The organism is Streptomyces tateyamensis (assembly GCF_003205575.1).
Taxonomy (GTDB): domain Bacteria; phylum Actinomycetota; class Actinomycetes; order Streptomycetales; family Streptomycetaceae; genus Kitasatospora; species Kitasatospora tateyamensis.
Window position 1 is genome coordinate 37,651 of the sequence record NZ_PYBW01000049.1, and the last position, 13,844, is coordinate 51,494.

The following is a 13,844-nucleotide window of genomic DNA, read 5'->3' on the forward strand; positions in this document are numbered from 1 at the left end:
CGCGGCCAGGAGCACAGCGGGGCCGCCGGGCCCTCCAGGCCTCGAGCGAGCCCCGCGGGCCGGACGGGACCCGGGACCGGCCCCTCAGCCCGTGGCCCCCGCCGCGAGGCGCCAGACGCCCGGGCGGACCTCCAGGCCCGGTCCCGCGTCCTCGGTGCGCAGTTCGCGCAGGATGCGGCGGGCGTAGGCGTCCAGGCGGCGGTCGCGCAGGCGGTGGGCCAGCTCGACGCACTCGGTGAGCCGGCGTTCCGCCTCGGCCGGGCCGCCGCCCCCGGGGGAGCGGGCCAGCAGGGCTAGTGCGCGCAGCGCGTCGTACCGGCCCCGGGTGTCCTCGTGCTCGGTGGCCACCGCGAGCGCCAGGTCCAGCAGTTCGCCCGCCTCGCCGAACTCGCCCAGGCTGAGCTGGACGTCGCCCAGCCCCACCAGGATCCGCCCCAGCTGGCGCTGGTCGCCGGAGCGGGCGGCGGCCTGCCTGGCCTGCTGGTACAGGTCCGCCGCCGACTCCAGGTGGCCCTGCTGCCAGGCCAGGTCGGCCAGCGAGCGGAGCGCGCCGGCCCGCCCGCGCTCGTCCGCCAGGTGCCCGGCGGCGTCCAGGGCGAGCCGCTGCACCTTCTCCCAGTCCTCCCAGGCGGCGCAGGTCTCCAGGTAGCCGGTCAGGCTCTCCGCCAGCTCCTCGGTGACCGCCCACAGGCCGGCGGCGTGCGCGGCCCGCAGCACCTCGGTCAGTGCCCGCCGCTCGCGGGCGAACCAGTCCAGCGGCCGGCCGCCGACCAGCCCGGTCACCGCGGCGGGCCGGCTGCGCCGCCCGGGAGTGATCAACTCGTCCGCCTCGGCGGCCCGTTCCGCGTACGCCAGGCAGACCCGGTGCAGCACCGAGCACTCCCCGCCCGGCTCCGCCTGCTGCCCCTGCTGCGCCCCGAGCAGCTCGACCGCCAGCGGCCGCAGCAGCGCGGGCAGCCGGTACCGGTCGTGGTGCCCGCCCGCCCCGGCGCCGGCGGGGCGCAGCAGGTGCGCGTGCACCAGTGCCTCCAGCACCAGCTCGGCCTCCTCGGGGGCCAGGTCCAGGGCGGCGGCGGCAGCCCACAGCTCGAACGGCTGGGCCGGCAGCAGGCCGAGCGTCCGGAACGCCGACCGCAGCTCCTTGCCGACTTCCTGATACTGCGTCAGCAATCGGTCTGTCAGGCCGGGGTCGCCGATCCGCAGCGTGGCCAGCCTGGTCCGCTCGCCGCGCAGCCGTTCGGCCAGCGTGCCCGCCGTCCAGTGCGGGCGGGCCACCAGCGCCGCGCCGGCCGCCCGCAGGGCCAGCGGCAGGTGGTCGCAGTGTTCGGCGATCGCGGTCGCGTCGGGGGCGCCGGAGGGCAGTTGGAGCAGTTCCCGGGCGTCTGGGCCGGTCACCACGCCCAGCGCCAGCGGCGCCAGCCCGCGCAGTCCGGCGGGGGCCCGGCGGGCCACCACCAGCGCGATCGCCCCGGCGTCCAGCAGCGGCTGGACCTGCTCGGCGCCGGCCACGTGGTCCAGCACCAGCAGCAGCTTCCGCCCGCGCAGCAGTTGGGCGACCAGGGCGCGCAGCGCGCCCTGGTCGGCGGGCAGCGGGTCGGGCACGCCGCCCAGCCGCAGCACCCGGACCAGGGCCTCCTCGGCGCTGAGCGGGTGCCCGGGGTGCAGGTCGAGGTAGGCGCGCCCGTCGGGGAACAGCTCCGCCGCCGCGTGCGCGGCGGCCAGCGCCAGCGCGGTCTTGCCGACCCCGCAGGCGCCGGTCAGCAGCACCCCGGTGTGGTCCCGGGCCTCGGCCAGCAGCTCGGCCAGCCGCGCGAGTTCGACGGCCCGCCCGGCGAAGGCGGGATCGGCCGGCGGCAGCGCCTCGACCACCTGCCGGGGCAGCCGCAGCACCGGAGCCGGGGCGCCCGGGCCGACTCCCTCCGGCAGCAGCAGTTCGGGGTCGGCGGCCAGGATCCGGCTCTGCAGCCGGCGCAGCGGCACCCCGGGCTCGACCGCCAACTCCCGTACCAGGGTGCGCCGGACCTCGGTGAAGGCGCGCAGCGCGTCGCCCTGCCGGCCGGCCCGGTAGAGCGCCGTCATCAGGTGCCCGTGCAGCTCCTCGCGCAGCGGGTGCTCGGCTGCGGCGCCCTGCAGTTCGGGGATCAGCTCGGCGTGCCGGCCCAGTTGCAGGTCGGCCCGGAAGCGCTGCTCCAGTGCGGTGGTGCGCTGCTCGCCGAGCCGGTTGGCGATCCGCTCCAGCATCGGGCCCAGCGGGGTCCCGGCGAGCAGTTCGCCGCGCCACAACGTGAGCGCGCCGTGCAGCAGTTCGCTGGCCTGAAGGTAGTCCTCGGCGGCCAGCGCGGCCCGGCCGGTGTGGTGCAGGCGCTCGAAGACGGTCAGGTCCAACTGGTCCGGGTCCAGCCGCATCAGGTAGCCGGGGGCCCGGGTGAGCAGGGCGCGCCGCCCGTAGCCGGGGTCGGCGGCGTCCAGGAACTTGCGCACGTGCGAGACGTACACCTGGAGCGTGGTGGCGGCCGTGCGCGGCGGCACCTCGCCCCACAGTTCGTGGATCAGGCGGTCGGCGGAGACCACCTCGTTGACCCGGGCCAGCAGCGTGCCCAGGACCACCCGCAGCTTGGCGGCGCCCGGCGTCAGCGGGGTGTCCTCGGCGCCGTCCTGGTACAGCTCCAGCGGTCCAAGGATCCGGAACTTCATCGTGTCCCCCCTTTTCCTCTCCCCGGCAACTCTAGGAGCGCACCGTGCCGCCGCTCACCCGCCCAAGCCTCGAACGAGGGTCCGCAAGCTGCCCTTTAGGGGTGCTCGGCACGCTGGCCAGGACATGCTGACCGAGCGAGCACGACCAAGGGGGAACTGATGCGCGAGCCGTCGACTTTCACCGAGGTGGTCCGCGAGCGCGCCCAGGCCGCCGCCGACACCGTGGCCCACGTCTTCCTGCGCGAGCGGGACGGCGAGCTGGTACCGGAGCAGAGCAGCTACGCCGAACTGGACACCGCGGCGCGCCGGATCGCGCACCGGATCCAGGGCTACGGCGTCAAGGGCCAGCCGGTGGTGCTGCTCTACCCGGCCGGCCCGCAGTTCCTCCAGGCCTTCCTCGGCTGCCTGTACGCCGGGGCGGTCGCGGTGCCCGCCACCCTGCCCAGCGGCCACGGCCAGTTGGAGCGGCTGGGCGGGATCATCCGCGACACCCGGGCCACCCTGTTCCTCACCGACACCGCGCACGCCCCGGAGATCTCGCTCTGGCTGGCCATGGAGGGGGTGCCCGATACCGTCTGCCTGGCCACCGACACGGCCGGCTTCGGCGACCCGCAGGCCTGGCAGCCGGTGCGCACCGGCGCCGACGAGCTGGCCTTCCTGCAGTACACCTCCGGGTCCACCGCCGACCCGCGCGGGGTGATGGTCTCGCACGCCAACCTGATCGCCAATCAGCAGGTGATCCAGCAGTCGATGGGCACCACCGAGCGCGACGTGCTGGGCGGCTGGCTGCCGCACTTCCACGACATGGGCCTGATCCTGCACCTGCTGCACCCGCTGTTCGTCGGCGGCCAGGCGGTGCAGCTCTCGCCGACCAGCTTCCTCAAGCGCCCGGTGCGCTGGCTCAAGGCGATCTCCGACTACGGGGTGACCGCGGGCGGCGGCCCCAACTTCTGCTACGACCTGTGCCTGCGCCGGATCACCCCGGCCCAGCAGCAGGGGCTGGACCTGTCCAGCTGGCGGCTGGCCTTCAACGGCGCCGAGCCGGTGCGCTCCAGCACGCTGGAGGCGTTCGCCGCCCGGTTCGCCGAGAACGGCCTGCGGCCCGAGGCGCTCTACCCCTGCTACGGGCTGGCCGAGGCCACGCTGATGGTCTCCGGTCCGGTGCCCGGGGAGGCCGCCACCGAGTTGGCGGCCGACGCCGCGGCCCTGGAGCGGGGCCGGCTCACCCCGGCCGCCGAGGGGGCGGCGACCCGTCCGGTGGTGTCGGTGGGCCGGGTGGTCGACCTGGACGTGCGGATCGTCGACCCGGTCAGCCGGGCCGAGCTGGCCCCCGGCGAGGTGGGCGAGATCTGGGTGGGCGGCGACAGCGTGGCCCAGGGCTACTGGCACCGCCCCAACGAGAGCCGGCTGACCTTCCACGCCACCGTCGAGCACCCGCTCACCCCGGTGGCCGGCGGCTTCCTGCGCACCGGCGACCTGGGCACGGTGGACGAGCAGGACCGGCTGTACGTCACCGGGCGGCTCAAGGAGACCATCATCATCAACGGCCGCAACCTGTTCCCGCAGGACATCGAGTGGGCGATCCGCGAGCTCGGCCCGGCCTTCTCGTTCGGCGCCGCGTTCACCGTGGATGCCGGCGTGGAACGGCTGGTAATCGTCCAGGAGGTGCGCGCGGGCGAGGCGGACTGGAGCCGGCTGCGCGAGAAGGCGACCGCCGTACAGGCGCTGATCGGGCGCGAGTTCGCCATCCCGGCGGCCAACGTGCTGCTGGTCAAGCCGGGTTCGGTGGCCCGCACCACCAGCGGAAAGATCCGCCGCACCCGCACCCGGGAGCGGTTCCTGCTGGGCGAGCTGACCGGCGCCTACGAGATCCTCGAGCCCGAGGTGCGGGCCCTGGTGCGGCCGGGCGAGCTGGCGGGTCTGGGGGCGTGGCAGTGATGGGCACCGCGCTGCACCGGCCGACCGGCGAGCTGGCCGTGCCGGAGCGGGTGGCCCGGCTGGAGGAGCTGCTGGGCGACCCCACCGAGCCGGCCAACCCGGTCGGCTACACCCGGCTGCTGGAGGCCGACCGGCGGGCCGAGCTGTGCCACGAGGCCGAGGGCCTGCTGGACGAGTTCGGGATGAGCGCCGAGTACGTGCCGACCGCGCTGGGCGGCCGGCTGGACTCGGTGGACACCCTGGTACGGGTGATGCGCCCGGTCTTCCGCCGCGACGTGTCGACCGGCATGGGCTACGGCTTCATGTCCTTCATGGGCGCCAGCGACGTGTGGATGGCCGGCACCGAGCGGCAGCGGGCCCGGGTGGCCGAGCTGCTGCTGGCCGGCGGCAAGGTCTCCATCGCCCAGCACGAGACCGCCCACTCCAACGACCTGGTGCGCAGCGAGATCCGGGCCACCCCGGCGGGCGGTGGCTTCCTGCTCGGCGGCACCAAGCCGATGATCAACAACCTGGCCCGGGCCGGGGCGGTCGCGCTGTTCTGCCGCGGCCACGAGCAGGGCAGCCGCAGCCACTCGGTGATGCTGATCGACCCGGCCGAGCTGCCGGGGGAGTTCACCGTCCGCCCGTACCCGCCGGCGGTGGGCATGCGCGGCTGCCAGTGGGCCGGGCTGGAGCTGGGCGCGGGCAACTGGGTGAGCCGGGACCGGCTGCTCGGCCCCGAGGGCAGCGGGCTGACCACCGCACTGCGCTCCTTCCAGATCAGCCGCACGCTGGCCGCCGCCCTGGCGGTGGGCGCGGTGGACGCCTCGCTGCGGATCGCGGTGCGCTGCCAGTACGAGGACGGCTCGCGCCCCTCGGGCCGTGAGGCACTGGACCCGCAGCGCACCGCCGGCGCGCTCTCCGGCGCCTTCGTGGACCTGCTGCTGTTCGACGCGCTGGCGATGGTGGCCACCCGGGCGGTGCACCTGCTGCCGGGTCAGACCAGCCTGTACTCGGCGGCGGTGAAGTACCTGCTGCCCCGGGTGCTGGGCACCACCATGTACGACCTGTCGATCGTGCTCGGCTCCCAGCTGTACGTGCGCGAGGGCACCCTGGGCGCGTTCCAGAAGCACCTGAGGGACCTTCAGGTGATCACCCTGGGGCACGCCGGCTCGGTCGCCTGCCAGGCCACCCTGCTGCCTCAGCTGCGCGGGCTGGCCCGGCACTCCTGGTTCAACGACCAGGAGGCGCCGCCGGAGCTTTTCCGCCCCGGCGACGAGCTCGGCCCGTTCCGCTACCAGGAGCTGGACATCGCCTCGGGCCACGACTCGCTGGCCGCCGTGCTGGTCGCGGTCGCCTCGGCGCTGCCGGGCAACACCCCGCTGCTGCGGGTCTTCGCGACCCTGGTGCGCGAGCTGACCGAGGAGCTGCGCGACCTGCGGGACCGGCTGCTGGCACTGCCGGTGCCCGCGCACGGCACCCCGGTGGGCCCCGGCGCCTTCGCGCTGTCCGAGCGGTACTCCCTGGTGCTGGCCGCCGCCGCCGTGGTCGGCGTCTGGTGGTGGCACCAGCAGGACGACCGCGACCCGTTCCTGGCCTCGCCGGCCTGGGCGGTGCTGGCGCTGCGCAAGATCGCCCGGGCGCTGGGCGCCCGGGTCCCCGAGCTGCCGGCCGAGTGCCAGACCCGGGTCCACCACGAGGTGCTGGCCCGGTTCGGCGACCGCCGCAGCTTCGACCTCTACAACACCCCCGTCGCCGGCTGAGCCGAAGGAGCGTTGACCATGCACGAGTCGATCATCGGGAAGGACGCGGCCGAGGCCGCGATGCGCGAGTGGCTGGTCCAGCGGCTCTGCGGCTACCTGGGCAAGACCGCGGTCGAGCTGGACCCGCAGGTGCCGCTGGCCGAGTACGGGATGAGCTCGGTGGACGCGCTGAGCCTGTGCGGCGACCTGGAGGACGAGCTGAAGATCTACGTCGACCCGATCCTGGTCTGGGAGCGGCCGACCATCGACGAACTGGTGGTGCACCTGGCCGCGCTGCAAGCGGTCCCGGTCGGAGTGGACGACTGATGCCGGCCGTCGCGATCGTCGGCCTGGACTGCGCCTTCCCGGGCGCACCCGATCCGGAGGCCTACTGGGACCTGCTGATGCGCGGCGCGGAGGCGGTCGGCCCGATCCCGGAGCAGCGCTGGGACCCGCGCGAGGTGGCCGGCGGCAGCCGGGGCGCGATGACCCAGGGCGGCTTCCTGGCCGCCCCGGACGTCTTCGACAACGCCTTCTTCGCGATCGCCCCGCGCGAGGCGGCCGCGATGGACCCGCAGCAACGGCTGCTGCTGCAGTGCGCCTGGCGGGCGCTGGAGGACGCCGGGCGGGCGCCGCGCTCGCTGACCGGCCAGGGTGTGGGCGTCTTCGTCGGCACCATGGGCAGCGAGTGGGCCCAGCTGCACCTGCCCGACCACACCCGGGTCAACGCCCAGTTCGGGGTCGGCAGCACGGTCGCGATGGCCGCCAACCGGATCTCCCACCACCTGGGCCTGACCGGGCCCAGCCTGGTGGTGGACACCGCCTGCTCCTCCTCGCTGGTCGCGGTCCACCTGGCGGTCAACTCGCTGCTGTCCGGCGAGTGCGACCTGGCGCTGGCCGGCGGGGCCAACCTGGTGCTCACCCCCTCGCTCGGCGTGGTCTACGGCCACCTGGGCCTGGCCTCGGCACAGGGCCGCTGCCTGCCGTTCGGCGCCGAGGCGGACGGCATCGTGCGCAGCGACGGGGTCGGCCTGGTGGCGCTGCGCCGGCTGGACGACGCGCTCGCCGACCAGCAGCCCGTCTACGCGGTGATCCGGGGCACCGCCGTCAACCAGGACGGGCGCAGCAACGGGATCACCGCGCCCAACCCGTGGGCCCAGCAGGCGGTGCTCGAATCCGCTTACCGGCGCGCCGGAGTGACGCCCGATCAGATCCGGTTCGTGGAGACCCACGGCACCGGCACCGTGCTCGGCGACATGCTGGAGGTCCGCGCGCTCGGCCTGGTGCACGGCATCGAGCGCGAACTGCCCTGCGCGATCGGTTCGGTGAAGGGGAACCTGGGCCACGCCGAGGGGGCCGCCGGGATCGCCGGGCTGATCAAGACCGCGCTCAGCCTGCGCCACCGGATGGTGCCGGCCACCCGCTTCGGCCACCAGGAGAACCCTCAACTGCGTCTGGCCGACCGGGGGCTGAGCCTGCTCAAGGCGCCGCTGCGGCTCGGCGGGCAGGAGGTGCTGGCCGGGGTGAGCAGCTTCGGCATCGGCGGCACCAACGCGCACGTGGTGCTGGCCAGCGCGCCCCGCCCCGAGCCGGTGCGCCGCCCGCGCCGGGTGGACGGTCCGGTGGGCTGCGGGGTGTTCACGCTGACCGCCGACACCCCCGAGGCGCTGCGCCGCAACCTGACCGCCGCGGCCGAGGCGATCGGCCGCCGCCCGCGCGGGGAGGCCGCCCCGCTGTGCTGGAGCAGCAACCGGGTCAAGACCGGGCTGGCCTACCGGGCCGCGGTGGTGGCCGGGGACACCGTGGAGCTGGCCGAGAAGCTGCGCGCGGCCGCCGAGGACGAGTTGCTGCGGGCGGGCGTGGCCGTGCGGCCCGGGCGCGGCCCGGTCACCGTCTTCCTGTTCAGCGGCGAGGGCGCGGCCTGCGCCGGGATGACCGCCCGGCTCTACGCCGAGCACGAGGTCTACCGCCGGCTGCTCGGCGAGGCGGACGCGGCGCTCGGCCCGTACCTGGGGGTCGGGGTGCGCGACCTGCTGCTGGCCGGCGACGAGCGGGCCGCCCGCGGCCCGCTGGCCCGGCCCGCCCAGTTCGCGGTCGGCTACGCGCTGGCCGGCACGCTGCGCGAGCTCGGGGTGCACCCGGCCGGGGTGCTCGGCCACGGGGTCGGCGAGTACGCCGCCGCCGTGCACGCCGGCGCGCTGGACCTGGACGCGGCGGCCCGGCTGCTGGCCGCCCACGCGCTGCCCGAGCGCGGCGACTTCGCCTCGGTCGCGCGCACCGTGACGCCGGCCGCCCCCGCGCTGCCGTTCGCCTCCACGCTGTACGGGCGGCTGCTGGTGGACGAGCAGTTGGACGCGGCGTACTGGAGCGCCCAGGCCTTCACCGCGGTCCACTTCCACGAGGCGTTCGCCGCGCTGAACGCGGCCCTGACGCCCAGTCACGTGGTGGAGATCGGCGCCCGGATCGACCTGCTGGACCAGCTGGCCGGCGCCGACCTGGCGGAGGGCGGGCGGCTGCTGTCCGCCTCGCCGGAGCCCGGTGCGGGCGCGGCCGCGCTGGCCGACCTGGTGGCCGAGCTCTACCTGGCCGGCCTGGACCCGGCCTGGGAGGCCTGCTACCCGGCCGAACACCGCACCCTGGAAAGGCTGCTGCCGTACGCCTTCAGCGCCGAGACCCGCTACTGGAAGCGGTCCTGGGCCAGCTCGCAGCCGGCTCCCGCGGCGGCGCCGGCCGCCGCCGGGGCTCCGCGCACCATCGCGCAGAGCCTGGTGATGGCCGCCCAGCAGGTCGATCCGGTCACCCGGTTGGTGATCGAGGCGGTCCGCGAGGTGGGCGCCTACGAGGCCGACCGGGTCACCCCGGCGACCCGCCTCTACCAGGATCTCGGATTCGACTCCGTGATGCTCATGCAGCTCAAGGACGTGCTGGAGGCCAGGATGCCGCAGATGGCGGACATCTCGGTGCAGCAACTGCTGCCGGCCCTCCACTCGGTGGCCACCATCGCGGAGTTCCTCAACGAGTGGATCACCGTCCAGGTGGCCGCGCCCTCGCTCCCCGGAAGGAGTTAGCGATCATGAGTCAGAAGCCGACCTACCTCGCCGGTGTCGGCACCGCCCTGCCGGGCAAACCCGTGGACAACACGGAGCTCGGCAGGCACTTCGGGGTCAGTGACGAGTGGGTGGACATCTTCGTCGGCACCAGAACCCGCCACTTCGCCCGGGACCTGGAGACCGGCGAGGTGCGCTACCGGCTGGCCGACCTGTGCGCCGAGGCCGGCCACTGGGCGCTCGAGTCCAGCGGCCTGTCCGGGGCCGACATGGACTTCCTGGTGGTCTCCAGCACCACGCCCGACACCCTGCTGCCCACCACGGCCGCCGAGGTGGCCGACACCCTGCAGTTCAACCACCTGCCGGTCTACCAGGTCCAGGCGGGCTGCTCCGGAGCGGTCCAGGTGCTTGAGCTGGGCCGCTCGCTGATCGCGGCCGGCCACCGGCACGGCCTGGTGATCGGCGGCGACGTGACCAGCAAGCACCTGGATGTGCGCAAGAACATCAGTCGTCTGCCCACCGACGAGCTGGTGAACTACGTGCTGTTCGGGGACGGGGCGGGCGCCGCGGTGCTCAGCGCCGAGCCGGCGGGGGAGCGGGTGGCGCTGCGCGCGGTGCTCAACCGCTTCACCGGCCGCGGCCGGCCCACCGGCCAGGTGGTCGACTGGTACGGCGCGGCCGACCGGGACACCGAGCGGCCGATGCTCTACGAGGACTACAAGGCGATCGAGGAGAGCCTGCCGCAGATGTCGGTGGAGATCCTCTGGGAGCTGCTGGACGGGCTGGGCTGGTCGGCCGCCGACATCGACTACCTGCTCCCGCCGCAGCTGTCCGGCCGGATGACCCAGCGGATCGTCGACCACCTGGGCATCGAGGGCGTCAAGGAGGTCTCCTGCGTGGACCGGACCGGCAACACCGGCAACGCCATGCCGTTCCTCCAACTGGCCGAGCTGATGCCGCAGCTGCAGGAGAAGGAGCGGGCGCTGGCGATCGTGGTGGAGTCCAGCAAGTGGATCAAGGCCGGCCTGGCACTGGAGCGGGTCTGATGGCGGGCGGCACGCTGCCGGAGCTGCCCCCGGTGATCCCCGAGGCCCGGCTGATCCGGCACCGGGACGACGACTGGTCCCCGGTGGTGGCGGACCTGGCCACCCAGGGCACGGTGCTGATCCACGCCCGGCTGCCGCACTGGCGCCCGCCCGAACCGGAGGGCCCGGAGCTGCGCCGGCTGCTCGGCCGGGACTGGAGCAAGTACCTGGACATCGCCCACGAACAGCTGCGGGACCGGTTCGCGGCCACCCGGCTGCTGCTCAAGTACGCGGCCGGCAAGTCGCTGGGCGCCGGCGACCCGGCCGACGTGGAGCTCAGCTACGGCCCCACCGGCCGCCCGTACCTGCGCGGCTGCGACCAGGTGGACGTCAGCCTCAGCCACACCGACGACCTGCTGCTGGTCGGGCTGACCACCCGGGGACTGATCGGGGTGGACGCCGAGCGGGCCGACCGGCAGCTGTACGCCAAGGGCATGGGCCGGCACGTCTGCACCCAGGACGAGATGCGGCTGCTGGCCGAGGAGGTGGGCCGCGGCCGGGACGCCAACCAGGCGCTGCTGCGCCTGTGGACCCTCAAGGAGGCCTACAGCAAGGCGATCGCCCAGGGCATGGCGTTCCGCTTCACCGAGTTCGGCTTCGGCCCGGACGACCGCCCGGTGCAGGTGAACCGGCCGGACGGCACCCCGGGAACCGGCCAGGAGTGGGGCTTCCGCACCTTCGGGCTGGACGAGTACGTGGTCTCCGCCGCGGTGTACGACGCCGGCTTCGGCCGGCTGCGGCACACCGACTTCGACAATATGCTCGACGAGGAGGCGGTGGCCGCCATCGCGGAGGAGCTGGCCCGGCAGCGCAGCTGACGGGCCGTCACAGATCCTGCACCACCGTCGCGCCGGCCTGTGCGACGGTGCGTCCGTGCTGGGTCAGGGTGAGCGTCAGGGGCACCACCGGTCGCCCGGTGGTGTCCCGCTCCAGTGCGCCCGCCTGCACCGCGCAGCGCAGCGGCAGGTCCGGCTCGGCGTAGCCGCGGTGGTGCATCCGCACCCCGGCCAGCGTGCTGTATCCGGGGTTCAGTCCGCGCAGTCGCCCGGCCGCCAGCAGCGCGGCCTGCCGCACCGCCTCCAGCAGCAGCAGCCCCGGGGTGTGCTGCTGCTCGGGGAAGGCCGGGTGCGCCTCGGGCACCAGCACCTGGGCCACCAGCCGGGGCCCGGCCAGCACGGTCGGCTCGGCCAGCAGGACGTTGGCCGGCTTGCCGCGCCCCACCAGCTCGGGCGCCACCGGCTCGGTGGACAGCCGGGGCGGGTCCTCCGCGTCCTGCTGCTGCAGCAGGGCCAGTGCCCGGCCGCGGCTGAGCCGGCTGTAGCTGCGCGAGAGCACCGGGGTCAGGAAGACGATGTCCGCCGAGCCGGTGCAGCACGGCGCGTCGTCCATCTCCAGCTCGTAGTGGAAGGCCAGCGAGCGCGGCGCGCCGCCGAACTCGTGCACCGGCAGCACCCGCAGCCGGGTGGTCAGCCGGTTGCCCGCCGCGCTCACCCGCCAGCGGTCCAGGTCGGTCACCGCCAGGTCGAAGCGGTAGCACAGGCCGGTCCGCGCGGTCGCGATGCCGAAGTACCGCTGGCCGACGAACTCGCCCAGCTCGCTAACGAGTTCGGCGACCACCTGGAGGTCGTGGAAGGTGCCCGGGCCGTCGTTGAAGAGCGGGTGGTGGTCCGGCATCCGCCCGGCCAGGGTGAAGCGCTCCTCGCCGGTGGACGGCGTGTCCAGCAGGTACCGGTCCCAGTCGGGCGACTGGTGTACCAAGTGTCGGATCGCCGTGCCGCGTTCCAGCACGTCCCCGTGTCCCTCCAGCACCATGGCCCCTCATTCCACAGCTCGCGCGTCCCACCGCCATGGTGCCCCCGGCGGCCCGGCGGCTCCACCGCGCGCCGCTGTCAGCTAGTGGCCAGGCAAGCAGTGACGTCCTCGTCCAGCAGGCCCAGTTGGGCCGCCCGGGCACCGGCCTGGAACCGGCTGGTGGCGTGCAGCTCGTCGGCGATCTCGGCGATCAGCCGGCGGCAGGTGCGCACCGACATGCCCAGCCGGCGGGCCACCAGCTCGTCCTTGTGGCCCTGGCTCATCAGCCGCAGGATCGCCCGCTTCAGGTCGTCGCCGACCGGCTGCGGGACGCTGTTCTCCGGCTCGAACGGGGTGGCGTGCTGCCACAGGTGCTCGAACACCCCGCAGATGAAGCCGACCAGGTTGGGCTCGCGGATCACCAGTGCGCCGCGGCCCGGGTCGCGCAGGTGCTGTTCGGGGAGGAAGGCCACCTCCCGGTCGTAGACGATCACCCGGTCGATCACCTCGTCGGTGGTGCGGATCTCGGCGCCCTGCGCGCTCACCTCGCGCACGTAGGAGGCCTTCACCAGGTCGGTGCGGGCGGTGTGCTGGTAGAGGGTGCGCAGCCGCACGCCGCGGTCCAGGGCGGCCAGCATCGGGCTCAGGATGCCGGAGAGCTGCTCGGTGGCCAGATTGCCCGGCTGGATGGCCAGGATCTCCCGGCGGGCCGTCATGCGGTGGGTGTGCAGCATCGAGCGGACCGTCTCGGCGTTGGTGATCAGGTCCAGGTCGTCGATCCGGTTGCGCTGCCGGCGCCCCTCGAAGTAGGCGGGCATCAGCGAGAGCACGGTGGAGCGGATCGAGGTCACCGCCTGCTGCATGCCCAGGATCTGGTTCTCCACCGCGCCGGTCAGCTGGGCGGCGGCCGCGTCCGGGCTGACCGGGGTCAGCACCTGCGGATCGCCCGGCATCTCCTGCAGCAGCCGTAGCTCGCGCAGCGTCTCGCGAGCCCGCACCACCTCCCCGAGCGGCAGCCCGAGCGCCTTGGCCACGTCGCCGGCGATGAACCGCCCGGTCTGGGCGGCCTGCCGGTACGTGGCGGCGCTCACTTCGTCCAACTGCGCGAACTCCGGGTCGATTTCGACTGGTTCGACCATGCCGCGGATCCCCCTCGGGCGTATAGGCGGTTGCCAGACCGGACGGATAACGTGTCAGGCAACTAGGAGCCAGCGCGGAATCCTTGAGCCCCCCGCTGCGGAATTGCCACAGTACGAATGATGCAGCCGGTCCTATACCGGTTCTCTAGTCGGCCGATAGACCGGCCCACGACACCGAGGACGAACCATGCCCGAGCTCAGCGAACCGGCCCCGTGGAGTGCGACCGCAGGTGCGGGGGACGACAGTTGGCCGTGACGCGGCGGGGGAATTCCGCCCGCCGCGGACAGAATTGCCTGCCGTACCGCGCGCCGAATCGCGCGTTGAATCGCGTGCCGCGTTGCGCGCTGCATTGCGCGCCGAATCACGCTCCGCGCTGCGCGTTGCGTTGCGCGCCGTAATGCGCGCCCTTCGCGCGCCCCAGGATCCAG

9 protein-coding genes are annotated in these 13,844 nt (G+C 74.3%); 6 read left to right on the forward strand and 3 right to left on the reverse strand.

What is annotated here, in order from left to right; translation table 11 throughout:
* Positions 1-84: 84 nt before the first annotated feature.
* Positions 85-2,694: an AfsR/SARP family transcriptional regulator gene (locus C7C46_RS37325; RefSeq protein ID WP_110670054.1), complete on the reverse strand. Its 2,610-nt coding sequence runs from the start codon at positions 2,692-2,694 to the stop codon at positions 85-87.
* Positions 2,695-2,853: 159 nt separating this feature from the next.
* Here C7C46_RS37325 and C7C46_RS15660 point away from each other — a divergent pair, with 159 nt between their 5' ends.
* The 6 genes from C7C46_RS15660 to C7C46_RS15685 are packed head-to-tail and all read left to right on the forward strand — an operon-like array spanning position 2,854 to position 11,303.
* The gene (locus C7C46_RS15660) at positions 2,854-4,632 is read left to right on the forward strand and encodes a fatty acyl-AMP ligase (RefSeq protein ID WP_110670055.1); all 1,779 of its coding nucleotides are present in this window, start codon (positions 2,854-2,856) and stop codon (positions 4,630-4,632) included.
* A complete protein-coding gene (locus tag C7C46_RS15665) occupies positions 4,632-6,374 on the forward strand; it encodes an acyl-CoA dehydrogenase family protein (protein ID WP_110670057.1) in 1,743 nt (580 codons plus the stop codon). The genes C7C46_RS15660 and C7C46_RS15665 overlap by 1 nt, the downstream gene beginning before the upstream one ends.
* Positions 6,375-6,392: 18 nt before the next feature.
* Positions 6,393-6,680, forward strand: a complete 288-nt coding sequence (locus C7C46_RS15670) for an acyl carrier protein (RefSeq protein ID WP_110670059.1) — start codon at positions 6,393-6,395, stop codon at positions 6,678-6,680.
* On the forward strand, positions 6,680-9,421 hold the full coding sequence (locus C7C46_RS15675; protein ID WP_110670061.1) for a type I polyketide synthase: 2,742 nt from the start codon (positions 6,680-6,682) through the stop codon (positions 9,419-9,421). The genes C7C46_RS15670 and C7C46_RS15675 overlap by 1 nt, the downstream gene beginning before the upstream one ends.
* 5 nt (positions 9,422-9,426) lie before the next feature.
* Positions 9,427-10,446: a 3-oxoacyl-[acyl-carrier-protein] synthase III C-terminal domain-containing protein gene (locus C7C46_RS15680; protein WP_110670062.1), complete on the forward strand. Its 1,020-nt coding sequence runs from the start codon at positions 9,427-9,429 to the stop codon at positions 10,444-10,446.
* Positions 10,446-11,303, forward strand: coding sequence for a 4'-phosphopantetheinyl transferase family protein (locus tag C7C46_RS15685; protein ID WP_110670064.1), 858 nt, complete (start codon positions 10,446-10,448; stop codon positions 11,301-11,303). Before C7C46_RS15680 ends, C7C46_RS15685 begins: the two co-directional genes overlap by 1 nt.
* Positions 11,304-11,310: 7 nt before the next feature.
* On the opposite strand, the gene C7C46_RS15690 is transcribed toward C7C46_RS15685, so the two are convergent.
* On the reverse strand, positions 11,311-12,297 hold the full coding sequence (locus C7C46_RS15690; RefSeq protein WP_110670066.1) for an AfsA-related hotdog domain-containing protein: 987 nt from the start codon (positions 12,295-12,297) through the stop codon (positions 11,311-11,313).
* A gap of 77 nt (positions 12,298-12,374) precedes the next feature.
* Positions 12,375-13,415: a hypothetical protein gene (locus tag C7C46_RS15695; RefSeq protein WP_110670068.1), complete on the reverse strand. Its 1,041-nt coding sequence runs from the start codon at positions 13,413-13,415 to the stop codon at positions 12,375-12,377.
* Between the last annotated feature and the right edge of the window lie 429 nt (positions 13,416-13,844).